Origin of the sequence: Streptococcus sp. CF8_Ac1-9, from assembly GCF_024295565.1 — a bacterium.
Taxonomy (GTDB): domain Bacteria; phylum Bacillota; class Bacilli; order Lactobacillales; family Streptococcaceae; genus Streptococcus; species Streptococcus parasanguinis_X.
This window is the reverse complement of sequence record NZ_JANCOY010000005.1, coordinates 33567-59503: the sequence shown is the minus strand read 5'-3', so window position 1 is coordinate 59503 and position 25937 is coordinate 33567. Positions and strand designations below refer to the sequence as shown.

The 25937-nt window shown below is 42.6% G+C and carries 25 protein-coding genes; 21 read left to right on the top strand and 4 right to left on the bottom strand.

What is annotated here, in order from left to right:
- The first annotated feature begins 61 nt into the window (after positions 1-61).
- From NML76_RS08520 to NML76_RS08470, 11 genes are all read left to right on the top strand, one after another.
- Complete coding sequence (locus NML76_RS08520) at positions 62-385, top strand: hypothetical protein (protein ID WP_003015405.1); 324 nt, start codon at positions 62-64, stop codon at positions 383-385.
- Positions 375-2336 (top strand): V-type ATP synthase subunit I, encoded by a 1962-nt coding sequence (locus NML76_RS08515; protein WP_195190044.1) that lies wholly within the window; start codon positions 375-377, stop codon positions 2334-2336. Before NML76_RS08520 ends, NML76_RS08515 begins: the two co-directional genes overlap by 11 nt.
- 30 nt (positions 2337-2366) lie before the next feature.
- Positions 2367-2846 (top strand): V-type ATP synthase subunit K, encoded by a 480-nt coding sequence (locus tag NML76_RS08510; protein ID WP_003009435.1) that lies wholly within the window; start codon positions 2367-2369, stop codon positions 2844-2846.
- A 70-nt stretch (positions 2847-2916) separates the two neighbouring features.
- Positions 2917-3507, top strand: a complete 591-nt coding sequence (locus tag NML76_RS08505) for a hypothetical protein (protein ID WP_195190045.1) — start codon at positions 2917-2919, stop codon at positions 3505-3507.
- 9 nt (positions 3508-3516) lie between these two features.
- Complete coding sequence (locus NML76_RS08500) at positions 3517-4536, top strand: V-type ATPase subunit (protein ID WP_195190046.1); 1020 nt, start codon at positions 3517-3519, stop codon at positions 4534-4536.
- On the top strand, positions 4517-4837 hold the full coding sequence (locus tag NML76_RS08495; RefSeq protein WP_031572747.1) for a V-type ATP synthase subunit F: 321 nt from the start codon (positions 4517-4519) through the stop codon (positions 4835-4837). The genes NML76_RS08500 and NML76_RS08495 overlap by 20 nt, the downstream gene beginning before the upstream one ends.
- A complete protein-coding gene (locus NML76_RS08490; protein WP_254733301.1) occupies positions 4834-5538 on the top strand; it encodes a GNAT family N-acetyltransferase in 705 nt (234 codons plus the stop codon). The genes NML76_RS08495 and NML76_RS08490 overlap by 4 nt, the downstream gene beginning before the upstream one ends.
- 33 nt (positions 5539-5571) lie before the next feature.
- Positions 5572-7362 carry a V-type ATP synthase subunit A gene (locus NML76_RS08485; protein ID WP_041826169.1) on the top strand — a complete coding sequence of 597 codons (1791 nt, stop codon included), beginning with the start codon at positions 5572-5574 and terminating at the stop codon, positions 7360-7362.
- The gene (locus tag NML76_RS08480; protein ID WP_003002370.1) at positions 7349-8734 is read left to right on the top strand and encodes a V-type ATP synthase subunit B; all 1386 of its coding nucleotides are present in this window, start codon (positions 7349-7351) and stop codon (positions 8732-8734) included. The genes NML76_RS08485 and NML76_RS08480 overlap by 14 nt, the downstream gene beginning before the upstream one ends.
- A 3-nt stretch (positions 8735-8737) precedes the next feature.
- Positions 8738-9361 (top strand): V-type ATP synthase subunit D, encoded by a 624-nt coding sequence (locus NML76_RS08475; RefSeq protein WP_003002380.1) that lies wholly within the window; start codon positions 8738-8740, stop codon positions 9359-9361.
- A gap of 472 nt (positions 9362-9833) precedes the next feature.
- A complete protein-coding gene (locus NML76_RS08470; RefSeq protein WP_118228636.1) occupies positions 9834-10958 on the top strand; it encodes a LysM domain-containing protein in 1125 nt (374 codons plus the stop codon).
- Between the two features lie 86 nt (positions 10959-11044).
- Here the strand turns inward: NML76_RS08470 and NML76_RS08465 are convergent, their stop codons facing one another.
- Positions 11045-12214: an MFS transporter gene (locus tag NML76_RS08465; RefSeq protein ID WP_118398146.1), complete on the bottom strand. Its 1170-nt coding sequence runs from the start codon at positions 12212-12214 to the stop codon at positions 11045-11047.
- 908 nt (positions 12215-13122) lie between these two features.
- Here NML76_RS08465 and NML76_RS08460 point away from each other — a divergent pair.
- The 6 genes from NML76_RS08460 to NML76_RS08435 all read left to right on the top strand — a co-directional run bounded on the left by NML76_RS08460 (position 13123) and on the right by NML76_RS08435 (position 17667).
- The gene (locus NML76_RS08460) at positions 13123-13404 is read left to right on the top strand and encodes an autorepressor SdpR family transcription factor (RefSeq protein WP_003009465.1); all 282 of its coding nucleotides are present in this window, start codon (positions 13123-13125) and stop codon (positions 13402-13404) included.
- The gene (locus tag NML76_RS08455; protein ID WP_061455895.1) at positions 13391-14026 is read left to right on the top strand and encodes an SdpI family protein; all 636 of its coding nucleotides are present in this window, start codon (positions 13391-13393) and stop codon (positions 14024-14026) included. The genes NML76_RS08460 and NML76_RS08455 overlap by 14 nt, the downstream gene beginning before the upstream one ends.
- An 880-nt stretch (positions 14027-14906) precedes the next feature.
- On the top strand, positions 14907-15110 hold the full coding sequence (locus NML76_RS08450; RefSeq protein WP_049472641.1) for a hypothetical protein: 204 nt from the start codon (positions 14907-14909) through the stop codon (positions 15108-15110).
- Positions 15103-16089 (top strand): ATP-binding cassette domain-containing protein, encoded by a 987-nt coding sequence (locus NML76_RS08445; protein ID WP_003010129.1) that lies wholly within the window; start codon positions 15103-15105, stop codon positions 16087-16089. The genes NML76_RS08450 and NML76_RS08445 overlap by 8 nt, the downstream gene beginning before the upstream one ends.
- The gene (locus tag NML76_RS08440; protein WP_003013825.1) at positions 16086-16880 is read left to right on the top strand and encodes an ABC-2 family transporter protein; all 795 of its coding nucleotides are present in this window, start codon (positions 16086-16088) and stop codon (positions 16878-16880) included. Before NML76_RS08445 ends, NML76_RS08440 begins: the two co-directional genes overlap by 4 nt.
- Before the next feature lies 1 nt (position 16881).
- A complete protein-coding gene (locus NML76_RS08435; protein ID WP_003013947.1) occupies positions 16882-17667 on the top strand; it encodes an ABC transporter permease in 786 nt (261 codons plus the stop codon).
- A gap of 479 nt (positions 17668-18146) precedes the next feature.
- Here NML76_RS08435 and rpmG read toward each other — a convergent pair whose 3' ends face one another.
- Complete coding sequence (gene rpmG / locus NML76_RS08430) at positions 18147-18296, bottom strand: 50S ribosomal protein L33 (protein WP_001265622.1); 150 nt, start codon at positions 18294-18296, stop codon at positions 18147-18149.
- A 15-nt stretch (positions 18297-18311) separates the two neighbouring features.
- Positions 18312-18494 carry a 50S ribosomal protein L32 gene (gene rpmF / locus NML76_RS08425; RefSeq protein ID WP_003009516.1) on the bottom strand — a complete coding sequence of 61 codons (183 nt, stop codon included), beginning with the start codon at positions 18492-18494 and terminating at the stop codon, positions 18312-18314.
- A gap of 214 nt (positions 18495-18708) precedes the next feature.
- Here rpmF and ilvD point away from each other — a divergent pair, with 214 nt between their 5' ends.
- Both ilvD and NML76_RS08415 read left to right on the top strand, forming a co-directional pair.
- A complete protein-coding gene (gene ilvD / locus NML76_RS08420) occupies positions 18709-20412 on the top strand; it encodes a dihydroxy-acid dehydratase (protein WP_003009522.1) in 1704 nt (567 codons plus the stop codon).
- 585 nt (positions 20413-20997) lie between these two features.
- Positions 20998-22272 (top strand): uracil-xanthine permease family protein, encoded by a 1275-nt coding sequence (locus NML76_RS08415; RefSeq protein ID WP_049522925.1) that lies wholly within the window; start codon positions 20998-21000, stop codon positions 22270-22272.
- Positions 22273-22435: 163 nt separating this feature from the next.
- On the opposite strand, the gene NML76_RS08410 is transcribed toward NML76_RS08415, so the two are convergent.
- Entirely contained in the window at positions 22436-22777 is a 342-nt protein-coding gene (locus NML76_RS08410; protein ID WP_049515067.1) for a metal-sulfur cluster assembly factor, read from the bottom strand.
- A gap of 170 nt (positions 22778-22947) precedes the next feature.
- Here NML76_RS08410 and hisS point away from each other — a divergent pair, with 170 nt between their 5' ends.
- A complete protein-coding gene (gene hisS / locus NML76_RS08405) occupies positions 22948-24231 on the top strand; it encodes a histidine--tRNA ligase (RefSeq protein ID WP_003010893.1) in 1284 nt (427 codons plus the stop codon).
- Positions 24232-24411: 180 nt separating this feature from the next.
- A complete protein-coding gene (gene thrC / locus NML76_RS08400; RefSeq protein ID WP_254733299.1) occupies positions 24412-25896 on the top strand; it encodes a threonine synthase in 1485 nt (494 codons plus the stop codon).
- Positions 25897-25937 lie beyond the last annotated feature (41 nt).

The following is a 25937-nucleotide window of genomic DNA, read 5'->3' as shown; positions in this document are numbered from 1 at the left end:
TATAATTTAAGATAATTGTACTGTTGTTGGAAGAACAATAGTTGAATAAGGAGGTGTGACGATGTCGAATGCAACACTCGAGATGATGCAAGAGATCGAGCAAGCTGCTCAGGGCGTGATCGTAGGCTATGAAGCTCAAGTTGAACAAATCCGAACGGATTCGCGCGATCGACTTGCAACAGTGGCACAGCATTACGATGAGGAAACCAAGCAATTGGTCACAGAGGCAGAAAAAAACGCCCAGGAAAGACTCGTCCGTTTAACGAAAGATCTGGAAGAAACGGTTGCGCGCAATGATGCCAAGGTACAAGAGGCGATGACCGACAAGCGAGCTGGGTTAGTTGAAGCCATTGTAGAAAAGGTGGTAGCAAGCTATGGCCGTTAGTCAGATGCAAAAACTGTCCCTCATCTTGCCCAAAGATGACTTGGACAGTCTCCTACTAGCGCTACAGTCTGAGGCAAAAATCCAGATTTATGACCTCAGTGAGCATGAAGAATGGCAGGCTGCCTTTGAGGCAAATACCTTGTCTCAACCCTTGACAGAGGACAATCGTCAAGCCTTGGTAGAGCTGCAAAAACGTCAAGAACAAGTTGAAAAAATGATTCAGACTCTGGAGCCCTACATGCATGAGAAGAAGGCCCTGCAAGCTCTGAAGGAAGAACCCTTAAGCTTGTCTTTTGATGACTTGCAGGCCCACGGGATGATTCGAGATGAGGATCTTCTATTGACCAAGTTGAAACGCCAATTGCGCGTGTTAGACAAGGCTCGCCAGAAGATTGCGGATGCAAAGGGTGAGATAGAGCGCTTAGAAAAATGGCGACCGTTAGAGGTGACGCCAGCTGCCCTCGCTACTTTTCACTATGTGCATGGCTTGATCGGGACCATCCCAAATAGCGATACAGACGCTGTTCGTTCTTCCTTAAAAGCTCATCCAGAGCTGGAGTTAGAAGAAGTCTTTACGTCTGAGACTGAACACGGCTATGTCATCTTGTATCGTTCGGGAGACCGTGTAGCTGTTCAGGAGCTTCTGGAAGACCATGGGTTCAAAGAATTGGACTATGAAGAAGAGCAGGTCCCGGCCGCCTACTTGGATCGCCTAGAAGGGGAAATCAAAGAGCAAGAAGCTGTAGTTGCAGCAACCCTAGCAGAGTTGCAAAACTCCCAGAAGGAGTTGGACCAGCTCAAGTACCAGATGGATTACTTGCTGAGTTCGGGAGCTCGTGAGGAAGCCAAGTCGCTTCTTGCCAGTACGCAAAGCTTGGTAGCCCTAGAGGGTTGGATTGAAACATCCCAAGTGGCCTCATTGCGAGACTTCTTGCAAGAAGGTTTTGGTTCTCGGGTCTTACTAGAGACGCGCGATGTGACGGAAAAAGATTGGGATGACGTTCCGATCCAGTTGCGAAATAATGCCTTGGTAGAGCCCTTTGAATTAGTCACAGAGATGTACGCCCTGCCTAAGTATTACGAGAAAGATCCGACACCAATCGTTTCTCTCTTCTACTTTGTTTTCTTTGGCATGATGGTCGCAGATATCGGTTATGGACTGTTGCTAACCTTGGCGACAGGCTTTGCCCTTAAAGCCTTCAAGCTCAAGCCTGCTACAGCCAAGAACCTTCGTTTCTTCAGTCTCCTCGGAATTTCAGTTGCCCTTTGGGGTGTGGTCTATGGCTCTTTCTTTGGATTTGAGATGCCTTTTGCCTTGATCAGTACGACCAGTAACGCCATGACCATCCTGATCCTCTCAGTGGTCTTTGGTTTTGTCACTGTCTTAGTGGGATTGTTCCTAGGGGGAATGAAAAATGTTCGCCTCAAAGACTACACGGAAGCCTATAATGCGGGCTTTGCTTGGGTCTTGATCCTACTTGGCTTGATGCTTCTAGCAGTAGGCAATATCTTGCCAGGGATGAGCGTTCTGGTTCCGATTGGCAAGTGGCTGGCTATTTTGAATGCCATTGGGATCTTGATTGTTTCCATTGTCAGTGCCAAGAAGCTGTCCGGTTTAGCGTCTGGTCTCTTTAACCTCTACAATGTCAGTGGGTACGTCGGAGACTTGGTCAGCTTCACCCGTTTGATGGCCTTGGGCTTGTCTGGAGCTAGTATCGGTTCAGCCTTTAACCTTATTGTCAATCTCTTCCCACCGCTTGGACGGTTTACGGTAGGGCTTGTGCTCTTTATCGTCCTACATGCCATTAACATGTTCCTGTCCTTCTTGTCAGGTTATGTGCATGGAGCCCGTTTGATCTTTGTGGAGTTCTTCGGTAAGTTCTACGAAGGAGGAGGCAAGCCATTTCGTCCTCTTAAACCTTCTGAACGCTATATTAAAACAAAAAAATAAGTATTATCTTAAAAAAATAGGAGTATATTCATGGAATCTTTAGCATCATATTTTTCAGCCCATGGGGGCGCCTTCTTTGCAGCATTTGGTGTCGCGATCGCAGTCGCACTTAGTGGGATGGGATCTGCCCTTGGGGTTGGTAAAACAGGTCAAGCAGCAGCAGCGCTCTTGAAAGAACAACCCGAAAAATTTGCCCAAGCCCTGATTTTGCAATTGTTGCCTGGTACACAAGGTTTGTACGGTTTCGTTATCGGGATCTTGATCTGGTTGCAAATTAAGCCAGATATGCCACTGGAAACAGGGGTTGCTTACTTCTTTACAGCTCTTCCAGTTGCGATCGTTGGTTATTTCTCAGCAAAACACCAAGGAAATGTTGCGACAGCAGGGATGCAAATCTTGGCAAAACGTCCTGAAGACATGATGAAAGGTGTTATCCTTGCGGCCATGGTTGAAACCTATGCCATCTTGGCCTTCGTTGTGTCCTTCCTATTGACCCTACGCGTCGGCTAAGAGCTAGCTTTGATGAATTTGCCTCGCGAGGTGAAAAACACAAGACGCATGCAATAGGAGAAAAAACGATATGGATGAACAAACCCAATTAAAGGATTCGATCTTGGCCCAAGCCCACGAAAAAGGGCGTAAACTCTTAGAAGAGGCCAAGGAAACCATCCTAAAAGAAGAGACTGCGCAAGAAGAGCGTTTGATCCAAGATAAACTCAATCAACGCTCCGAGCAGCTCAAGCGGATTCAACGTCAATTGCAACGTGAAACCCAACAAATCGAAAATAAAAAACGCCAATCAACCCTTGTCACCAAGCAACGAGTCTTAAAGGATCTCTTTGCAGATGCTTATGAAGCAATGGCGGCTTGGCCCCTTGAAAAGGAATTGCAGTTTGTAGATGCGATTTTAGACCGCTATCAAGGGCAAGTTGTGACTCTGACCTTTGGGGCGGTGAGTGCTAACAAATTTGATCTAGCAGCTCTCGAGAAATTAAAGCAAACTCATCAGAATGTGACAGTTGCGGATGCGACGATTCCAGCTCAGGCAGGCTTTGTCTTGTCGGTTGGGAAGATTGATGACAACTATCTCTACCGTGATTTGGTGGATTCCATTTGGGAGCAAGAAAGCTACCAGATGGCAGCCAGCATTTTCACCGATGAAGAGAACTAGGAGGTTGCAATGAGCGAACGGACCTATTCTCAAGTGAATACAGGAATCAGCGTACGTGAGGCCAGTTTTGTCAGTCCCAGTCAGTTCGAGCAGTTGCTTGCAAGTCCCTCTAGTGAGAGCCGAGAAGGCTTGCTGCAAGGAACGTCCTATGCTTTAGACAGCCACGAGATCAAGGATTTAGCAGCCCTTGAAAAGCGCCTGATGGCAGCCTTGTTGGCGGAATACCAATGGGCTTTTGAAGTGGCCCCTCAGTCAGACCTAGTTAGCCTCTTCACCTTGAAGTACACCTATCATAATCTCAAGGTTTATCTGAAAAATAAGGCGACAGAGCGCAAGTTGGGGCATTTATTGATCCCTATCGGTCCTTATTCTCTTGATGTGCTCGAGCATTTGGTGGCGACCTTTTCTGCGGAGCATTGTCCGGCCTTTATGGCGGAAGAAGTGGCTGCAACTTGGCAAGAATTCCAAGACTATCAGGACTTGCGGGTCCTCGAAATCGGGATGGACTTAGCTTATTTTAAACACCTGAGATACTTAGGAGACAGCCTAGATCATCCGATTTTGAAGCAGTTGGTAGACGTGACCATTGACTTTTACAATGCGATTACGGTCAAACGGGCCTTGGATCAGCAAAAACCGCATAGTTTTATGCACCAATTGCTCTCGGATGAAGGAAGCCTCAGTGCCCATCAGGTGATCGACCTGCTAGAATCGGGTCAGTGGTTGACCTGGTTTTATCAAGTCAATCCGCTGGAGTACGATCTCGCCTTAGAGACTTATGAAGAAAAGATGCGCACCGGTCAACTTAAGACAACAGAGTTGGAGTATCTAGAAAGCTTGGTGAAATTCAGTCTTTTAGACGCTGGCCGTTTTGAAGTCGATGGGCCACTCCCTCTTGTTCGTTATCTTTACGGAAAAGAGTTAGAGGTGACCAATCTTCGTTTGGTCCTCTCTGGTTTGGACAATGGTTTTCCGCTAGCAGAAATCAAAGAAAGGATGAGACCGATTTATGGACAAACAGACCTATAAGATCGCCGTTGTGGGCAATCGGGACGCCATCCTTCCTTTTCGCCTGATTGGCTTTCAAACCTATCCGGTCACAGAGCCGCAAGAAGCGATCAATACCTTGCGAAAACTCAGTCGGGAAAACTTCGGGATTATCTACCTGACAGAGGATATTGCTCAAGCTATTCCAGAAACAGTGGCTTTTTACGACCAGCAGCTGACACCGGCCTTGATTCTTATCCCGACCCATAGAGGGACTACAGGACTGGGCCAACAGCGGATTCGTGATAATGTCGAAAAAGCAGTAGGACAGGATATTTTATGAGAACAAATGAATTTGGCCAAGCGATTGGCGATGCACTGCCGGAGTTTACACCGGGGCGCTTGCCAGCTATTGAGAGGATCGAAGGTCGCTATACCGTGATCGAGCGCCTCTCAAAAGAAAAACATGGAGCAGATCTTTATCAGGTCTACGGGCCGGACTCTCCAGCAGCGATGTGGACCTTTCTGTTCAAAGGCCCTGCCCACAATGAAGAGGAGTGGGACCACTTATTAGATGATCTCATGACAGCCCAAGGTCGCTTTTACTATGCGATTGTAGACAAAGATTCAGGTAAGGCTTTGGGGACATTCTCTCTCATGCGGATCGATCAAGCCAACCGGGTGATCGAAGTCGGAGCAGTGACCTACTCACCAGCGCTCCAAAAGACTCGCATGGCTACGGAAGCCCAGTATCTATTAGCACGCTATGTGTTTGAGGAGTTAGGCTACCGCCGCTATGAGTGGAAATGCGATGCCTTAAACCAAGCTTCTCGAAAAGCAGCTGAGCGCTTAGGGTTTACCTATGAAGGCTGTTTCCGTCAGGCTGTTGTTTATAAAGGTCGGACCCGTGATACAGACTGGTTGTCCATCATTGACCAAGAATGGCCAGCTATCAAACAGCGGCTAGAAGCTTGGTTGGATCCAAGCAATTTCGATGCCAATGGCCAACAAAAGCAATCTCTAAGAGAGATGGCACAAAAGTAAAACAAAGAAACAAAGGATTCCCAGGAGGAATACATGACTCAAGGAAAAATTATCAAAGTTTCCGGTCCCTTGGTGGTTGCATCAGGGATGCAGGAGGCCAATATTCAAGACATTTGCCGGGTCGGCGATCTTGGTTTGATTGGCGAAATTATTGAGATGCGGCGGGATGAAGCCTCTATCCAAGTATATGAAGAAACATCTGGAGTCGGTCCAGGAGAACCAGTGGTCACAACCGGAGCTCCCCTTTCTGTTGAATTGGGACCAGGCTTGATCTCTCAGATGTTTGACGGGATCCAACGCCCCTTGGAACGCTTCCAAGAAGTGACTGCCAGTGACTTTTTGGTTCGTGGGGTGCAAGTTCCAAATCTAGATCGGGACACCAAATGGGCCTTCGAACCAAGTGTGACTGAAGGGACAGAAGTGGTCGCTGGAGACATCGTCGGTACCGTTCAAGAGACCAATATGGTGGAACACCGCATCATGGTACCCTTTGGTGTCAGTGGACGTGTGACCAAGATCGCAGCAGGTTCTTACACAGTGGAAGAGCCGGTCTATGAGATCGAGCAGGCAGATGGCAGCCTCTTTACTGGTACTTTGATGCAAAAATGGCCGGTTCGTCGAGGCCGTCCTTTTGCACAAAAACTGATTCCAGTAGAGCCTTTGGTCACCGGTCAACGGGTCATCGATACCTTCTTCCCTGTGACTAAAGGTGGAGCTGCAGCTGTTCCTGGTCCTTTCGGAGCTGGGAAAACAGTTGTGCAACACCAGGTGGCTAAGTTTGCCAATGTAGACATCGTAATTTACGTTGGTTGTGGGGAACGAGGAAATGAAATGACGGACGTTCTGAATGAATTTCCAGAATTGATCGATCCAACGACTGGTCAATCCATCATGCAACGGACTGTTCTGATCGCCAACACTTCGAACATGCCAGTAGCGGCGCGTGAAGCTTCCATCTACACAGGGATTACTATTGCCGAATACTTCCGTGATATGGGCTATTCCGTTGCCATCATGGCGGATTCTACTTCTCGTTGGGCAGAAGCTCTCCGTGAAATGTCTGGTCGTCTAGAAGAAATGCCAGGGGATGAAGGCTACCCAGCCTACCTTGGTAGCCGGATCGCTGAATACTACGAGCGTGCAGGTCGGGTCAAGACACTTGGAACCACTGCGCGTGAAGGTTCGATTACCGCCATCGGTGCCGTTTCTCCTCCAGGTGGAGATATTTCAGAGCCGGTAACGCAAAATACCTTGCGAATTGTTAAGGTCTTCTGGGGCTTAGATGCTCAATTGGCCCAACGCCGCCACTTCCCAGCCATCAACTGGTTGAGTTCTTATTCTCTTTACCAAGATGAAGTTGGTCGCTATATCGATCTACATGAACAAATCAGCTGGTCTGAAAAAGTGACCCGTGCCATGAACTTGCTTCAAAAGGAAAGTGAATTGCAAGAAATCGTTCGCCTGGTTGGTCTGGATTCCTTGTCTGAAAAGGACCGCTTGACCATGAATGCGGCCAAGATGATCCGCGAAGACTACCTGCAACAAAATGCCTTTGATGAGGTCGATACCTATACCTCTTTCAGCAAGCAGGTGGCCTTGTTGACCAACATTTTGACCTTTGACCAAGAAAGTCAAAAAGCGTTGGAATTAGGGGCCTACTTCACAGAAATCATGGAAGGAACCGTGGCCCTTCGAGACCGCATTGCCCGGAGCAAGTTCATCCATGAGGATCAGTTGGCAACCATTCAAGCCTTGAAAGAAGAAATCGTAGAAACCCTACACCAAATCGTCGCAAAAGGAGGAGTAGACAATGAGCGTGATTAAAGAATACCGTACTGTCAGCGAAGTTGTTGGCCCCTTGATGATTGTCGATCAGGTCGAGGGGGTTCACTACAATGAACTCGTAGAAATCAAGCTCCATGACGGAACAACCCGTCAGGGACAAGTCCTCGAAGTCCAAGAAGACAAGGCCATGGTCCAGCTCTTTGAAGGGTCTAGCGGGATCAACTTGGAAAAAGCCAAGGTTCGCTTTACCGGACGTCCCCTAGAACTCCCTGTGTCTGAAGACATGGTGGGCCGCATCTTTAACGGGATGGGCAAACCGATCGACGGTGGTCCAGAGATTATACCAGAGAAGTACTTGGACATTGATGGACAAGCCATCAATCCTGTTTCACGGGACTATCCGGATGAATTTATCCAGACAGGGATCTCAGCCATTGACCATTTGAATACCTTGGTTCGGGGCCAAAAACTCCCAGTATTCTCAGGTTCTGGTCTTCCTCACAAGGAGTTGGCGGCCCAGATTGCTCGTCAAGCGACGGTTCTTAATTCGGAAGAAAACTTCGCCGTGGTCTTTGCGGCTATGGGAATTACCTTTGAAGAAGCCGAGTTCTTTATGAACGACCTGCGGGAAACAGGGGCGATTGATCGCTCTGTCCTCTTCATCAACCTAGCCAATGACCCAGCTATCGAACGGATTGCCACTCCTCGGATCGCCTTGACTGCTGCCGAATATTTGGCTTATGAAAAAGATATGCACGTCTTGGTCATCATGACGGATATGACCAACTACTGTGAAGCCCTTCGGGAAGTATCTGCTGCCCGCCGGGAAGTTCCAGGTCGTCGGGGCTATCCAGGTTACCTCTATACTAACCTCTCAACCCTCTACGAACGTGCAGGACGCTTGGTTGGAAAGAAAGGATCTGTGACCCAAATTCCGATCCTCTCCATGCCAGAAGATGACATCACCCACCCCATCCCTGACTTGACAGGTTACATCACAGAAGGTCAGATTATCCTGTCCCGTGATCTCTACAACAGTGGTTACCGCCCACCGATCAATGTTCTTCCATCCCTTTCTCGTTTGAAGGACAAGGGTTCTGGTGAAGGCAAGACTCGGGAAGACCATGCGGCGACCATGAACCAGCTCTTTGCGGCTTACGCCCAAGGAAAACAAGCCAAAGAACTGGCTGTAGTGCTTGGGGAATCTGCCTTGTCAGATACCGACAAGCTTTATGTTAAATTTACGGACCGCTTTGAGCAGGAATACATCAACCAAGGTTTCACTACCAATCGGACGATTGAGGAAAGTTTGGATCTCGGTTGGGAACTCTTATCCATCCTTCCAAGAACAGAGCTTAAACGGATCAAGGATGAGATGATTGACAAGTATCTGCCAAACAAAGAGGATTAGCCTATGGCACGATTAAATGTAAAACCAACTCGGATGGAGCTTAATATTCTCAAAGAGCGCCTCAAGACAGCAACCCGGGGGCACAAGTTGCTCAAGGATAAGCGGGATGAACTTATGCGCCGTTTTATTGAAGCTGTGCGAGAGAATAATCGTCTGCGCCAAAAGGTGGAGGCAGCGCTGGTGGGCAATATGCAAGATTTCGTGATGGCCAAGTCCTTAGAGAGTGACCTTATGGTAGAAGAAATCTTCGCTGTACCGACTCGAGAAGTGATGCTCCATATCGAGGAAGAAAATGTCATGAGTGTGCGCGTGCCCAAGCTCCATGCCCGTATCGATAATCCATACGGAGATGATGAAGGGGACGTGGTTTATAGCTACCTCGCCTCCAACAGTCAAATGGACAGCACCATCCAAGAAATGGGGGATCTACTCCCAGATTTGCTCAAGTTAGCGGAAATCGAAAAAAGCTGCCAACTCATGGCAGATGAAATCGAGAAAACCCGCCGTCGAGTGAACGGACTCGAGTATGCGACCATCCCAGACCTCAAAGAGACTATCTATTATATCGAAATGAAACTCGAAGAAGCCGAACGCGCCAACCTCGTCAGAATCATGAAGGTAAAATAAGATACAAAGCCCGTAAAATGCAAAGTGAAAATAGGGAGCAGGACAGAAGCACTGTTGTATAGAATGCTTCGTTGTCCTGCCCCCACAAGGCTGATTAGGATTTTTCCGAGCTCTTAAAGCGAGAGAAAAATCCAATCAGCTACTGTGCCTTTGAAGTTAGTACTATTACAGTTTGCGTTTTTCACCCAGCTTTTCAGCCGGCCTCAATTACTTAAAAAAGACAAGAACCTCATCGAGGAACCGCTCCTTGATGAGGCTTTTTTACGCCCTCGCCCTCTTCTTCCACCACCCTCTTTTTATGTTACTAGTTTATAACAATGTGACAAGAAAGACGAAATGTTACAAGAAAAATACAGTTTTGTTAAATAGCCAAAAAGGCCTTTTATTATTTTTAAATTGTGATAAGATAGTATAGTAGTTCATTTGTTCAAGAAAATCTTGAACAAAAAACAAAGAAAAAAGAGGATAAAAGATGAAATTAAAAGTTAATACGAAAGCCTTGATCGCTTCAACAGTAGCTCTTGCAGTGATTCCATTTACAAAAGCCACTGCAGAAACACTTGAAGATTGGGTAGCTCGCTCAGTAGATGAAATCAAACATGATATCCAACAAAGCGGTGAAAACCAACAAACTTATACCATCAAATATGGTGATACATTGAGTTCGATCGCAGAAGCGCTTGGAATCGATGTACATGTGTTGGCAAACTTAAACAACATCAGCAACATGGATTTGATCTACCCAGGTACTGTTTTGAAAACAACAGTAAATGATCAAAAAGAAGTAACTTCAGTTGAAATCCAAACTCCTCAAGCAGGTGCGACAGATGCAACCGTTGCAAGTGCTGACTTGACAACAAACCAAGTGACAGTTGATGACCAAACAGTCGCTGTCAACGATTTGTCTAAACCAGTAAACGAAGATAACAAAGCTGTTCCAGTTGCTCCAGCAGCTGAAACTCAAGAAGCCCCAGCGGAAGCTCCTGTAGTTGAAGTACCAGCAGCAGAAACACCAGCACAACCAGCTGTTCCAGAAACACCAAACTACGGTGCTCCAGCTGTCAATGTTGAAGTTCAAAATCAAGAAGTAGCGCCAGCTGCTCCTCAATCTGCTCCAGCAACCGAAGCTCCTGCAGAAACACCAGCTTCTGCTCCTGAAGCTCCAGCAGCACAACCAGCAGTAGAAACTGCTGCAGCACCTGAAGTGCAACCAGTAGCATCAACTCCAACAAGCGGAAATACTATTCCAACTGATCCAAATCTTCAACCTCAAGCGGAAGCTTTCCGTCAAGAAATTGCAGCGAAATTCGGTATCACAAACATCGGTGGTTACCGTGAAGGGGATCCAGAAGACCATGGTAAAGGACTTGCAGTAGACGTGATGGTTCCAACAAATTCAGAGCTTGGAGATCAAGTTGCACAGTATGCGATTGATAACATGGACCGTGCAGGTATCTCATATATTATCTGGAAACAACAATTCTACATGCCAGTAAATAACATTTACGGACCAGCTAATACATGGAACCAAATGCCGGACCGTGGTGGAGATACAGCAAACCATAACGACCACGTACATATCTCATTTAACGGATAATAAAACTTTGAACTAGGACAAGTGCCTAGTTCTTTTTTTGTATGCACAAAAAAGGCCGGAAGACGAATCTTCCAGCCAGACGATGATTATAAAATATGATCGACTTTTTCCACCTGATAAAGGGCAATCGCCATGATAATGGTTAAGACCAGGAGCATAAGAATGGCAGGTGTCCAAGAGTGGAAGAGAGATTTGCTGTAGCCGAAGAGGATGGGACCAAAGGCTGCAAAGACGTAGCCTCCGGTTTGGGCAAGTCCAGAAAGTTGAGCTGTTTTTTCAGGTGTGCTGGATTTCATAGAGAAAGCGACCATGAGGTAAGGGAAGAGCGAACTAACGGAACTTCCAATTAGGGCATTTAATACCAACCAGTAGAAGAAGTTGCTGGTCGGGATTAAGAGCATGGCTACCCCCAGAATCCCTGCTCCGACAACAATCGTCAGCATCAAGCGTCGATTGCGATCGGATAACCGTGTCGTTAAACTTGGGATCGTCAAGGAGAATGGGAGACTGATCAGGGTGAACACGGAGGCCAGTAGTCCAGACTCAACCTTTGAAAGGCCAGCTTGAACAGCCATGGTCGGAAGCCAGGTCATACTTGTGTAGAAAAGCAGTGACTGCAAGCCTCCAAAAATCATGATAGCCCAGACATATTTATTGGTATACCATTTGCTACTAGATTCCGTAGTAGCCGTCTTTTTTAGATGGTGGTTGTAGCGAAGGTTAGGAATCCAGATGAGCAAAGCAAGAGCACACAAGGCTGTCAAGATGTTGACCAAACCTTGCCAAGAAGTGGCTTTGGTGATCGGAACAGCGACAGAAGAGGCGATCGCTGTGGACATCCCCATAGAAGTGATGTACAAGGTGGTCAGAATGCCTAGTTGGCGGGGTCTGTTCGCCTGAATCAGGCTTGGAAGCAGCACATTGAGAAAGGCGATGCCAGCCCCAATCAAGATGGTTCCCAGATAGAGGAAGGGGAGGTTGATAATTCGAATGGCAGATCCAATCGTAATCGCGATCAAAACTAAGAAAAAGAGGCGCTCAATCCCCAACTTTTTAGCAAATTGAATCGCAAAAGGTGAGAAAATGGCAAAGGTGAGAAGTGGCAAGCTAGTCAATAGTCCCAGAGAGCTCACATCTACCCCCAAACCAGCAGCGATGTCAGACAAGACCGTCGGAAGCGTAGTAAATGGTGTTCGTAAAACAATCCCAAGCATAATGATGCCCGGGATGAATAGCATAGAATGTGTTTTTTTCATAAATCCTCCTCAGACAAAAATTCTCTTCATTATAACATAGATCGAGCATAAATTGGAGTATTAGTACAAATGAAGGAGAAGGAACGTAGTTCTCACTAGCGTTCGAACTGCGTCAACGTACCTAAGTTCGTCTACGCCCTTACTAGGTCTGGTTCACAAAAATAGATTAGTAACAATTGCATAACGCAGTGGTTGATTGGTATCTTTGTTCGCTCTTATAGCTCCAAAGAATACCTAATCAACTGTGCGGGGGTGAGACAACGAACAATTTTATAAAATTGTTCTGTCTCACTCCCATAGAAAAAGCCACCGGTTTTGGTGGCTCTTATAGGGAGATTATTATGAAAAAGTTTAGGATTTTCTATCAAACAAAGTTAGGAGGTCTTTATTTGATGGTTTTATTATAAGGCGGTTTGCTTAAAGAAAACTTAAGAAAAGGCGCTGATCGAAAGAATCGGTCTGAAGTCTGAGAAAATACATTAGCTAGCATCACAAATAAGCTGTGTTTTTATTTATAATAACTTTTTCTTTTTAAAGTATGTAGTTTCCGCTCTGCTTAAACTGCATCCATGTACCTAAGTTCGTACAAGCCCCTATTGGACTTAACTCACTAAGGTCCATAGAAAAAGCCACCGGTTTTGGTGGCTCTTATAGGGAGATTATTATGAAAAAGTTTAGGATTTTCTATCAAACAAAGTTAGGAGGTCTTCATTTGATGGTTTTATTATAAGGCTGATTTCTTAAAGAAAACTTAAGAAAAGACGCTGTTTATAAGAATCGGTCTTAGGTCTGATAATTTTTTACAACAGAAACTATTTAGATTTTTTTCTAAATAGAGTTGACAAATCCATCCGAAAGTACTAGAATCTATTTAGAAACATTTCTAAATAGAATAGAGGAGATAGAGAATGAATTTTGCGCAAACATTTAAAGCTTTATCGAATCCGATAAGAAGAAGTATCTTAGAACTGCTAAAGGCGGGGAAATTATCTGCTGGTGATATCGCTGGCCACTTTGATGTAGCAGGAGCGACGATTTCCCATCATTTAAGCCTCCTCAAGCAGGCAGATTTAATTCGAGAGGAAAAAGAGAAGAATTTTATCTACTATGAACTCAATACTTCTGTCTTGGAGGATTTAATGGTCTGGCTCGTTGATTTGAAAGGAGACTCTACTGATGAAAACGAATAAAAAACTATTGCTATTAACTTCTATGGTGATCCTTTTCCCCATGCTTTGGGGGCTGATGATTTGGTCGCAATTGCCTAACCAAATCCCGATTCACTTCAATTTTGCTGGCCAGGCCAATAACTTCCAATCGAAACCCCTGGTTGTGTTTGGTCTTCCTATTTTCGATCTCATGGTGCATCTGTTTATGATTTTCGTGATCGGACGTGATCCTAAGAATCGCACGATGAATGAGAAAATGATCAGAGCGATTTACTGGTTGACCCCAATCGTTTCCTTAAGTACCTCCTATCTCATCTATAGCAAGGCGCTAGGATCTACTACCAATCCATCAGTTTTTGTTTCGGTGTTGCTGGGTCTCATCTTTGTGATCATGGGCAATTACATGCCGAAGCTAAAAGTGAATCACACGGTTGGAATACGTCTGCCTTGGACTTTGCAGAGTGAAGATAACTGGCACAAAACCCATCGCTTGGCAGGGAAGTTGTGGGTCCTCGGAGGTTTGATCCTTCTACTTGAAGCAGGACTTCAATTCGCGCTTTCTTATGTTTTGGTGCTGGTCATCCTCGCCATTGTGGTTATCCCTATGGTGTACTCTTATCAATTAAGTCGGAAAAATCGTTAGTATGAAAAACAACCAGAGAAGAAGCCAGTCGGGAACGGTTTCTTTTCCGGTTGTTTTTGTTTGTTCATCGTTTCAAATTCAAAACGTTCAGGAAAATACGAATTTTTCGGAAAGCTTATAGTATATTCTTTACACTTGGCTACTATATTCTATTTTCAGACAGAATAGTATCTTTCTGGATAGTTGACTCAGTTTTCTTCCATTATATACTATTATTGAAGGAAAACCATTGATAAATTATAATTGTAAATAAAATATTTAAAGTAATTTCCCTATTTCGCTTAAACTTATTCATATTTTATGAAATTAATCAGTAGATATCGTTCTGAAAATCCTTGGTATTACATTGTTTTTAGTCCAACTGAAACCCATGCTTTCCAAACCAGGTCTTAAGAAAGCTCGTAAAGCATCACAATTATCAAAACGTTAATCAACACGCTTATATCAACGTTTACAGACATTTAAGAAATTTCTCTTGGATGTCTTTTTTTGTCTAGCTAAATTTTACAAATTGGGCAATTTAGGTTACTCAATAATATAAAAAAGATAAAAATTTAAAGTTCGAATTTTAATTTTAAAAAAAGTAATTATTATTGAATATCTGTTCAAACATTTTTTTCTAAGGTTAATATAAGTATATATACTTTAAAAAAGGAAGTCAAACATCTTGCTCATAGATTTTTGCATTTTTAAAAAATACATTTTGTCATATAATAATGTGGAAAATTGACGGATTCCTTACATAATCATATAATATGAATATGTAAACCCTTACATACTATTCTACTTATACTTGATAAAATGCAAGTTCTTGAGGATCTATAAATATATAGACACTCTTCTATTTATAAAGTGAAATAAAGAATCACGGAGAAAGTTTATGGATATTAAAGAGACATTCAACCAGCTAGACAATACAAAATTTAATGATTTCAATAATCGCCTTGAAGGTTTTGAGAAACTTTTTAAAGACAAAAATTATTTTACCCATCCCGAAGATTTTAGCTCAATCTTTAGCATTTTGGTAAAGTATGGAAAAAGTACAAGTAAATATATTTTATCGAAAGGAGAGATATATGAGTGAAATAGTTATTAATGCTCAGAATTTATCTAAAAATTTTTATAATTTTGATTCAAGACTCCCATTTATCAAGAGATTTTTGAAACGTAATCAAATAACGATTCGAGCTGTTCAAGATATTAGTTTTACGATTAAGAGAGGGAGTATAGTTGGCTTTATTGGGAGTAATGGAGCTGGTAAATCCACAACGATTAAAATGTTGACTGGGACTCTTTATCCTAGTTCCGGAAAATTAGAAGTGAATGGAGAAATTCCATTTAAAAGAAGTATAAATTTTAGAAAAAAAATTTCAATAGTAGTAGGAAATAAATTACAGTTATTTCAAGATGTTTCGGCTATGGATTATTTTCAATTGATTGGTACTTTATATGAGGTAGAACCGGCGATTTTACAAGAACGAATTCAGGAATTAAGCAATTTGTTGAATGTAAAAGATCAGCTTTACCAGCAGGTCCGGACCCTCTCTCTTGGACAAAAAATGAAAATGGAGTTTATCGCGGCATCTTTAACAAGTCCGGAAATATTATTTTTAGACGAGCCTACTATAGGGTTAGATATACAGTCTAAAAAAGATATCAGAACATTTTTAAAGAAAATGAATGAAGAATGTCATACTACTATTATTTTAACGAGTCATGATATGGATGATATTTCGTCTGTTTGTGACGAATTAATCGTCATTGACAAAGGAAAAATTATTTTGCAGGAGTCAATGGATGTTATTTTATCTAAATTTTCTGATTTTAAATATTTAAAGATAAAAATGACATTAGATTTGGTACCAGAGTTATGCTCTGTTAAAGGAGTAGTAGTCATTTCTCAAACAAAATCGGAATGTATACTAAAAATACCTAGAGATTTTGTCTTTGAGACATTAGAATCAATCAATAAGCTTGTAGATATAGAAGATTTTGAAATATCAAATCTTTCTTTAGAAGAAATTATTTTACAAAACTATTTTACAAAAAAGGAGCACAATTGAAAAAAGAAATGTCTATTATTCTGATATCATTTCGATCTATTTTGAACTATAAATCAAGTGTACTATTGTTAATGTTACAGGCAAGTATACAAATTATGATATCAGTATTTTTATGGACGTATATATATCAGAGTAACCAGATAAATATAGCAGGATATGATTTTACCTCAATGGTTCAATACTATTTGGGGACTATAATTTTTTCATATTTTGTTTTTTATCCAGTTGATTGGGAAATCAATGACGATGTTCATTCAGGAAATTTTTTTAGCATATTAATAAAACCTGTTACTTTTTATAAGTATTATTTTTGTAAAATGCTTGGAGATAGGCTTGCTCATTTATTATTTATCATCATTCCTGTCATTTTATTCTCCAGTGTTTATTACAAGAATGAGTTATTAACCATTGAAATTCTTATTTTAGGAAGTATTGCAATTATTCTATCTATGGTTCTATGGTTTTTAATATCATGTTGTGTAGGTATGCTTTCTTTTTGGTTAGAAAATATATTTTTTGTCCTTACTGTTAAAGAAATAGTAATTCAGTTTTTATCAGGAATATTATTGCCTTTAAGTTTTTTTTCAAATAATTTTCGTCTGTTTTTAGATGTATTACCTTTTAAATACTTAGTATATGAACCGCTTCAGATGTTTAGTAATGATACATATAAATTAATAGACTATTTGAGAATTATTTGTATTCAATTGATTTGGTGCATCATTTTTTATATTATATCAAGATTCATATTGAGAAAAGGAGTGGAGCACTTCTCAAATGTGGGAGGATAAAATGTTTAGAATAAAAGTAATTTTTAGGCTACTTCATTTTGGTTTTAAATCTGATATGAATTTTCATTTTGACTTCTTTTGTGGTCTATTTTCGTCGATACTGTGGATTGGTTTACCTATTGTATTTTTTAGATTGATTTTCTTAAACATAGACTCTTTTAATGGTTGGGACTATTATCAAATTTTATTTTTGGTAGGTTCCTACACTATTGTAGATGGAGTTATGATGGGATTGTTAATTAGAAGTATGGGAATTTTAGAATCAGATATTTTGAGTGGTAACTTGGATCAAATTTTATTGAGGCCGTTTGATACTCAGTTGTTCTATATTTTTAGATCATTTAATTTAGTTCAATTCGTGAATACTTTTTTTGGTCTTGCGATCATTTTTATAAGTTATGGAAATTTAAATGTACATTTAAATTCATTAAAAATATTATTTTATATCCTTTCTTTAATGTGTGGTTGTATTATATATTATTCAATTTGGTTTCTAATAACGATTAGTTCATTTTGGTTCCCAACTAAATTTTCAAAAGTAGATGTATTTTTGAATTATATTGGAATTTCTAAGTATCCATATAATATTTTTACAGGTATTAACAGATTGATCACTATGTTATTTGTTCCCAATTTATTAATTGCCAATCCTGCAGTATTAATATTTTTAGGGAAAGATACATTGAACCTATTTTTCTATCAAATAGTTTTTACAGTTTTTTTGATTATTATCAGTCGTACAATTTTTAGAAAAGGATTGAAAAAATATGAAAGTGCAGGAAGATAAACAATGTTGTTCAGTTATATGTTTGACTAAAGGAAGTGATTCGCTGTACTTTGTTTTGTGGTCATTGAAACATCAGATAATTATAAACTATAATTTAAAGAATAGTATTATTAACTTATAGGTGCTAAGAAAAAATTTAAAGAAATTCCCTCATTCAATCAAACTTATTCATATTTTTTAAAATAAGAAAATAGTTGGATTTTGATGATGGTTGATATAAAGCTAAACTGAAAGTACCTGAAATCCAACTGTGTCAAACCAGGTCATACGATCTGTGAGAAAAAGAACACATAACAAAAAGAGGAGCTTCACAATAAAGTTCCTCTTCTTTTATATATCCGAATCATTATTCTTATTTCAAAAAAGGTAGTGAAAAAGGTAGTGATTCGGTTGATTTATATTGCAATGTAGTGAAATTTAGAATTTCAAGAATCGCTTAAAATCAAGGTTTCTAACATCTATTGACGTGTAGTGAACCCCTATTTCACCTCTGTAAACACAACGTGTTTGCGAAGTTTTGGTGAGTATTTCTTCAATTGAAGACGGTCTGGAGTGTTACGTTTGTTTTTAGAAGTAAGGTACAAGCGTTCACCAGATTCTTTGTGTTCAAGTGTAATATTTACGCGCATGGTATCTCCCTTCTATTATTCAGCTGATGCAGCTTTAGCGATCTTACGTCCTTTGTAGTATCCTTTAAGTGATACACGGTGTGAACGTGAGTAATCTCCAGTTGCTTCGTCAAAGTTTACAGATGGAGCTGTTACTTTGTAGTGCGTACGACGTTTGTTTTTCTTCGCTTTTGATGTGCGACGTGCAGGTACTGCCATTTCGTTATTCTCCTTTTAAGATATAAATTCAATTAGGTTTGATTTTCATCAACTTTAACAGTATAACAAAACTTTTTTGTAAAGTAAAGTTACTTGACAAAAAAATTGAAATTTTTGGGAAAAGTTTCTTCTCCCTGGTTGATCTCAAAGTTTGGATCTGTCTTTGGGCCTTCTTTTATGCTATAATGGTAAAAAATATAACAAGAGGAATGACATGACAGAATTAGACAAACGCCATCGTAGTAGTGTCTACGATAGCATGGTAAAATCTCCCAACCGTGCCATGCTTCGCGCGACGGGAATGACCGATGAAAGTTTTGAGAAACCGATTGTCGGAGTGATTTCGACATGGGCGGAAAATACCCCTTGTAACATCCACCTCCACGATTTTGGAAAATTGGCCAAAGAAGGTGTGAAAGATGCAGGTGCTTGGCCGGTCCAATTTGGCACCATTACGGTTGCGGACGGGATCGCTATGGGGACGCCTGGGATGCGCTTCTCCCTGACGTCACGTGATATCATTGCGGATTCTATCGAAGCGGCTATGGGCGGTCACAACGTGGATGCCTTTGTGGCCATCGGGGGCTGTGATAAGAACATGCCTGGTTCGATGATTGCCATTGCCAATATGGATATCCCAGCGATCTTTGCTTATGGTGGGACCATTGCTCCAGGGAATCTCGATGGAAAAGATATCGACTTGGTTTCTGTTTTCGAAGGAATCGGGAAATGGAACCACGGTGATATGACCGCTGAAGAAGTGAAGCAACTGGAATGTAATGCCTGCCCTGGCCCTGGTGGCTGTGGTGGAATGTATACGGCCAACACCATGGCGACAGCGATTGAGGTCCTTGGGATGAGTTTACCAGGTTCCTCTTCTCACCCTGCTGAATCAGCAGATAAGAAGGCCGATATCGAAGAAGCAGGTCGTGCTGTTGTCAAGATGCTGGAAATGGGACTGAAGCCATCAGATATCTTGACCCGTGAAGCCTTTGAAGATGCCATTACTGTCACCATGGCGCTCGGTGGTTCCACCAATGCGACTCTGCACTTGCTTGCGATCGCTCACGCAGCTAACGTGGACTTGACGCTGGAAGACTTCAACGATTTCCAAGAGCGCGTGCCTCACTTGGCGGACTTGAAACCTTCAGGGAAATATGTCTTCCAAGACCTTTACAATGTTGGTGGTGTGCCAGCTGTCATGAAATACCTTCTTAAGAATGGTTTCCTTCATGGGGATCGCATCACATGTACTGGTAAAACGGTGGCTGAGAACTTAGAAGCCTTTGCTGATTTGACACCGGGTCAAAAAGTTATCATGCCACTTGAAAATCCAAAACGTGCGGATGGTCCATTGATTATCTTGAAAGGGAACTTGGCTCCTGAAGGAGCGGTTGCCAAAGTATCAGGTGTGAAAGTTCGTAATATCACGGGTCCTGCTAAGGTCTTTGACTCAGAAGAGGCTGCCATTGAAGCCGTTCTTTCAGACGAAATCGTGGATGGTGATGTTGTTGTTGTCCGTTTCGTAGGTCCCAAGGGTGGTCCTGGTATGCCGGAAATGCTTTCCTTGTCATCCATGATCGTTGGGAAAGGCCAAGGAGACAAGGTAGCCCTCTTGACAGACGGACGCTTCTCTGGTGGTACTTATGGTCTCGTTGTCGGTCACATTGCGCCTGAAGCTCAGGTTGGTGGCCCAATCGCCTACCTCCACACAGGGGACATGGTAACGGTTGATCAAGATACCAAAGAAATCACCATGCACGTTTCAGACGAAGAGTTAGCAAAACGCAAGGCTGAAACAACCTTGCCACCGCTGTATAGCCGTGGGGTTCTGGGTAAATATGCCCACATCGTTTCTTCAGCATCACGTGGTGCTGTGACCGACTTCTGGAATATGGAACAGTCTGGTAAACAGTAATTGCAAGGACGACTTTGTCCAAAGAGAGAGTGGGACAGAAATCGGTAATTCGTTAGAATTCGATTTCGTCGTCCCACCTCCGCACAGTTGAGTAGGGCTGTAAAAGCTGATGAAATCAGTGTAGTAGAGCCCACTCAACCATTGCGTCTTGCTCGACAATCCAAAAATAATTGAGAGGCTAGGACTTTTGTCCCAGCCTCTTTTTTGGCTCAAAGTCGCTATTTTCAACCCTGTCGCTGAAACGTATGAATATTACTTTTTGGGGGATTTGGGTGTATCATCTGTCATTTTTCTTGTAAATCCGTCTATAATCTGCTATAATTGTGACTAATCGAATCAATCCTTTAATACTGTCCAGAGAGGCAGGCAAGGAGCTATGGAAATGAAAGGCCTGGGAAGACCAGCCTATATTTTGTGTATCTCCTTGTTGTGGGGGATTTTTTTGTATATTGAAAAGTGGTTTGATAAAAAAGAAATCGTCGATGATGGAGCATGAAGCACTCCCTTACGATTTAGTCATCGAAGGTAGACGTTTTTGTTCAGCCATAGCTTGTCGCATCTTAATTTTAGGAGGTTTTTACGATCGTGAATGACGTTAAATATGATGTGAATGATATGCCAAAACCTGGTTTATTGGTTGGTTTATCTTTCCAGCATTTGTTTGCCATGTTTGGGGCGACAGTGCTGGTGCCGATTTTGGTTGGGATTGATCCTGCCATTGCTTTGTTTTCATCTGGTTTGGGAACCTTGGCTCACTTAACCGTGACCAAGTATAAGATTCCAGCCTACATGGGATCTAGTTTTGCTTATATTGCAGCGATGCAAATGCTGATGAAGTCAGATGGGATCGCGGCAGTTGCCCAGGGTGCTATGGCGGGTGGTTTGGTCTACTTGTTTGTAGCTCTGATTGTTAAGCATGCGGGTAAAGATTGGATTAATAAGGTCCTTCCACCAATCGTGGTTGGTCCCATTATCATGGTAATTGGTTTGAGTCTTGCGGCAAATGCAGTCACTGATGCGACAACCTTAAATAAAAGCTATAGTGGTTATGCTCTATTGATTTCGATGGTGACCCTTTTTGCGGTTATCCTATTTAACATGTATGGCAAGAAGATTGTCGGTGTCGTCCCAATTTTACTTGGATTAATTGTGGGCTATATTTTCTCATTGGCTCTTGGTTTGATGACAGGACATAGTTTTGTCAATTTCTCAGAGGTAAGTGCGGCGCATTGGATTCAAGTTCCAAACTTTGACATTCCATTTGTGGATTATAGCTTTAAGCTCTATCCAAGTGCGATTTTGACCATGGCTCCGATTGCCTTTGTGACCATGACGGAACATTTTGGTCACCTCATGGTTTTAAATAGTTTGACGGAGCGTGATTACTTCAAGGATCCAGGGCTTGACCATACGCTTACTGGTGATGGCTTGGCACAGATTATTGCTGGATTCTTTGGAGCTCCTCCGGTAACCTCTTATGGGGAAAACATTGGGGTTATGGCCCTTAGTAAGGTCTACTCAGTTTACGTTATTTCAGGCGCAGCAGTGATTGCGGTTGTCATGAGCTTTATTGGGAAGCTATCAGCACTCTTGCACTCTATTCCAACTCCTGTATTGGGAGGTTTGTCTATTGCCCTCTTTGGGGTTATCGCTGCTAGCGGTTTGAAAATTTTAGTTGAACATAAGATTGATTTTGATAATAAAAAGAATCTCTTGATTGCAAGTGTGATACTAGTATCAGGGATCGGTGGTTTGATGATTGACCTCGGTGGTCTTCAAATCACGGGTGTGGCAACGTCAACCATTCTTGGGATTGTGTTGTATCAAATCCTTCCAGAACCAAAAGCTGATGAGGCTTAGTCCATTCTGGTGTTGAAAAAGTTTTAATGGATTCAATCATCATAAAAAACGAGGAACAGACTCTGATGGCAGAGCTGGTGTTCCTCGTTTTTTTATTGTGGATTGGATTTCCAAAGAGGCATTCCTTCATTAGTTGACTGCATTTTTAAAAAGGCAATGCTTATTATCGTGGCGGAAGGCCAAGGGCGATGCGCCCGTATCGGCTGATTCGTGTAATTTTCCATGCGGGTGACCAAGTCACTTCAACCTTGACATCTTCGATCCCCTCAATTTCTTTTAGGCGAGCGACGATTTCGATCGGAAGGCTCTCAGCACAGCTACAAGCCGTATCGGTGAAGGTCATGACCACCTTGCAAGTACCGGCTTCATCTAGATGGATCTCGTAGATCAGTCCTAGGTTATAGACGTCTAACTCAACATCGGTATCAAATACAAGCTCCAATTGTTCGATTAACGGCTTCTCTAGTGCCAGGGCGCGGTCATTGATTTTGATATCCTCTCTCATCGCAAGATCCTTTCAGTGTAGTATGGCTTCCATTTTCTCATAATTCGGCTGATAAGGCAAGAAGAGAAAGAGAATTTGAACGTGTCGAACGAAGGAAATTCGGTCCAGTCTCCATTTCTCTTCGAATTTGTGGTAAAATAGAGGCAAAAGTAAGACAAAGGATGAAGGCTATGAAATTACAAAAACCAAAAGGGACCCAGGATATCCTTCCTGGCGATTCAGCGAAATGGCAATATGTAGAAGGCTTTGCACGCAAGGTCTTTGCGCGATACAATTATGATGAAATCCGCACACCGATCTTCGAACATTATGAAGTCATCAGCCGTTCAGTAGGGGATACGACGGATATCGTTACCAAAGAAATGTATGACTTCTATGACAAGGGAGACCGTCATATCACGCTTCGTCCAGAAGGAACAGCTCCTGTTGTCCGCTCGTATGTAGAAAATAAACTCTTTGCGCCTGAGGTACAAAAACCAAGTAAGTTCTATTACATAGGCCCAATGTTCCGCTACGAACGTCCTCAAGCAGGTCGTTTGCGTCAATTCCACCAAATTGGGGTAGAATGCTTTGGATCGAGCAATCCTGCAACGGATGTCGAAACCATTGCCATGGCAGCGCAATTCCTGAAAGAACTAGGGATTGATAATGTGACCTTGCACTTGAACACCTTGGGAAGCCCTGCTAGTCGTCAGGCTTATCGTCAAGCCTTGATTGATTATCTCTTGCCAATGAAGGATCAATTGTCTAAGGACAGCCAACGTCGCTTAGAAGAAAATCCGCTTCGTGTCTTGGATTCAAAAGAAAAAGAAGACAAGGCCGCGGTTGAACAGGCTCCTTCCATCCTAGACTATCTTGATGAAGAAAGCCAAGCGCATTTTGATGCGGTTCGTCGGATGTTAGAAGATTTAGGTGTAGCCTATGTCATCGATACCAATATGGTGCGTGGCTTGGATTACTACAACCACACGATTTTTGAGTTCATTACAGAAATTGAAGGCAATGAATTGACAGTTTGTGCGGGTGGTCGCTATGATGGTTTGGTTGAATACTTCGGTGGCCCTGCGACAGCTGGTTTTGGATTTGGTATCGGTGTGGAACGGATCCTTCTCGTTCTTGAAAAGAAAGGCATTGAATTACCGATCGAAACAGGCCTAGATGCCTATATTGCCGTCCTAGGAGATGAAGTCAATGAAGCAGCGCTTAGCTTGGTTCAGGCCCTTCGAATCCAAGGTTTCAAGGCAGAACGTGATTACCTTGGACGCAAGCTCAAGGCACAATTTAAGTCAGCAGATGTCTTTGCGGCCAAAGCCTTGATTACCTTAGGAAGTAGTGAAGTTGAGAGCGGTCAAGTTACTGTGAAAAATAACCAAACTCGTCAAGAAGTGACGGTAGCTCTTGAAAGCTTGAAGAAAGACTTCCCATCTGTCTTAGCAGAGTTGGGATTGGCCTAATCGAGCTTGAAGGACAAGTATAGACAAAATTTATCTGGGAGTAGGGGCAAAATGGTTGCTCCTGCTCTCTTTTATCTTGATTCTGTTTGCCGACCTTTGCCAAGATTTGGCGAAAAGCCGTTAAATTTTCTGACATTTATGATATAATGAGAAGACTACTAGTAAAGGAATGAAACAGTCATGACATTAGTTTACCAATCAACACGAGATGAAAAAAATACTGTAACAGCTAGTCAAGCCATCCTTCAAGGTTTGGCAACAGATGGCGGCTTGTTTACTCCGGTCTCTTATCCTCAAGTGGAGCTAGATTTTAACACCCTCAAAGACGCTTCTTACCAAGAAGTGGCTAAGCTTGTATTGTCAGCCTTTTTGGACGACTTTACGGCAGAAGAATTGGACTACTGTATTTCTCATGCCTATGACAGCAAGTTTGATACGCCAGCCATTGCTCCGCTTGTCAAACTCGATGGCCAATACAACTTGGAACTTTTCCATGGTTCAACCATTGCCTTTAAAGATATGGCTTTGTCGATCTTGCCTTACTTTATGACAACAGCAGCTAAAAAGCACGGTCTGGAAAATAAAATCGTCATCTTGACAGCGACATCAGGGGACACTGGTAAAGCTGCCATGGCAGGTTTTGCCGATGTTCCAGGTACTGAAATTATTGTCTTTTATCCAAAAGACGGTGTCAGCAAGGTACAAGAGTTGCAAATGACGACTCAAACTGGGGACAATACTCATGTGATCGCTATTGATGGAAACTTTGACGATGCCCAAACCAATGTCAAACACATGTTCAATGATGTGGCACTTCGTGAAAAATTAGCAGCCAACAAGATGCAATTTTCATCAGCCAACTCTATGAACATTGGTCGTTTGGTGCCTCAGGTTGTCTATTACGTATACGCCTATGCGCAATTGGTCAAGACAGGCCAAATCACAGCGGGAGAAAAAGTCAACTTTACCGTCCCAACAGGAAACTTTGGAAATATCTTGGCAGCTTTCTATGCCAAACAAATCGGTCTTCCAGTTGGAAAATTGATCTGTGCGTCAAATGAAAACAATGTCTTGACAGACTTCTTCAAAACACATGTCTATGATAAGAAACGTGAGTTCAAGGTGACCACTAGTCCATCGATGGATATCTTAGTGTCTTCAAACTTGGAACGCTTGATTTTCCACTTGGTTGGCAATGATGCCACAAAGACCAAAGAATTGATGGAAAGCCTTGTTGCAACAGGTCAGTACCAATTGTCCAACTTTGATGCAGACATCTTAGATTTGTTTGCGGCTGCATACGCAGATGAAGCAGAAACTGCTGCAGAGATCAAGCGGGTCTATGAAGCGTCTGATTACATCGAAGACCCTCATACAGCCGTAGCATCAGCCGTTTATCAAAAATACCGGAGCCAAACAGGGGATACTGCTAAAACAGTCATTGCCTCTACAGCAAGTCCTTATAAATTCCCAGTTGTGGCAGTAGAAGCGGTGACGGGCGAGACAGGTCTAGGTGATTTCGAAGCCTTGGCTAAATTACACACACTCTCAGGTGTTCCTGTGCCACCGGCTGTAGACGGCCTTGAAACTGCACCGGTTCGCCATCGTACAAGCGTGGCAGCCAAAGACATGCAAGCGGCCGTAGAAGACTACTTGGGACTTTAATTCTTCCTATTAGAAAGATCAAAAGAGCCGTTTGGCTCTTT

Bases quoted from the DNA above. Each gene is read 5' to 3' on its own strand.
- NML76_RS08460 (WP_003009465.1), top strand. From the start codon at position 13,123: ATGAATTTTGCGCAAACATTTAAAGCTTTATCGAATCCGATAAGAAGA.
- NML76_RS08475 (WP_003002380.1), top strand. From the start codon at position 8,738: ATGGCACGATTAAATGTAAAACCAACTCGGATGGAGCTTAATATTCTC.
- NML76_RS08515 (WP_195190044.1), top strand. From the start codon at position 375: ATGGCCGTTAGTCAGATGCAAAAACTGTCCCTCATCTTGCCCAAAGAT.
- thrC (WP_254733299.1), top strand. From the start codon at position 24,412: ATGACATTAGTTTACCAATCAACACGAGATGAAAAAAATACTGTAACA.
- NML76_RS08490 (WP_254733301.1), top strand. From the start codon at position 4,834: ATGAGAACAAATGAATTTGGCCAAGCGATTGGCGATGCACTGCCGGAG.
- NML76_RS08470 (WP_118228636.1), top strand. From the start codon at position 9,834: ATGAAATTAAAAGTTAATACGAAAGCCTTGATCGCTTCAACAGTAGCT.
- NML76_RS08450 (WP_049472641.1), top strand. From the start codon at position 14,907: ATGGATATTAAAGAGACATTCAACCAGCTAGACAATACAAAATTTAAT.
- NML76_RS08435 (WP_003013947.1), top strand. From the start codon at position 16,882: ATGTTTAGAATAAAAGTAATTTTTAGGCTACTTCATTTTGGTTTTAAA.
- ilvD (WP_003009522.1), top strand. From the start codon at position 18,709: ATGACAGAATTAGACAAACGCCATCGTAGTAGTGTCTACGATAGCATG.
- NML76_RS08500 (WP_195190046.1), top strand. From the start codon at position 3,517: ATGAGCGAACGGACCTATTCTCAAGTGAATACAGGAATCAGCGTACGT.
- NML76_RS08465 (WP_118398146.1), bottom strand. From the start codon at position 12,214: ATGAAAAAAACACATTCTATGCTATTCATCCCGGGCATCATTATGCTT.
- NML76_RS08455 (WP_061455895.1), top strand. From the start codon at position 13,391: ATGAAAACGAATAAAAAACTATTGCTATTAACTTCTATGGTGATCCTT.
- hisS (WP_003010893.1), top strand. From the start codon at position 22,948: ATGAAATTACAAAAACCAAAAGGGACCCAGGATATCCTTCCTGGCGAT.
- NML76_RS08410 (WP_049515067.1), bottom strand. From the start codon at position 22,777: ATGAGAGAGGATATCAAAATCAATGACCGCGCCCTGGCACTAGAGAAG.
- NML76_RS08505 (WP_195190045.1), top strand. From the start codon at position 2,917: ATGGATGAACAAACCCAATTAAAGGATTCGATCTTGGCCCAAGCCCAC.
- rpmF (WP_003009516.1), bottom strand. From the start codon at position 18,494: ATGGCAGTACCTGCACGTCGCACATCAAAAGCGAAGAAAAACAAACGT.
- rpmG (WP_001265622.1), bottom strand. From the start codon at position 18,296: ATGCGCGTAAATATTACACTTGAACACAAAGAATCTGGTGAACGCTTG.
- NML76_RS08485 (WP_041826169.1), top strand. From the start codon at position 5,572: ATGACTCAAGGAAAAATTATCAAAGTTTCCGGTCCCTTGGTGGTTGCA.
- NML76_RS08480 (WP_003002370.1), top strand. From the start codon at position 7,349: ATGAGCGTGATTAAAGAATACCGTACTGTCAGCGAAGTTGTTGGCCCC.
- NML76_RS08510 (WP_003009435.1), top strand. From the start codon at position 2,367: ATGGAATCTTTAGCATCATATTTTTCAGCCCATGGGGGCGCCTTCTTT.
- NML76_RS08495 (WP_031572747.1), top strand. From the start codon at position 4,517: ATGGACAAACAGACCTATAAGATCGCCGTTGTGGGCAATCGGGACGCC.
- NML76_RS08520 (WP_003015405.1), top strand. From the start codon at position 62: ATGTCGAATGCAACACTCGAGATGATGCAAGAGATCGAGCAAGCTGCT.
- NML76_RS08445 (WP_003010129.1), top strand. From the start codon at position 15,103: ATGAGTGAAATAGTTATTAATGCTCAGAATTTATCTAAAAATTTTTAT.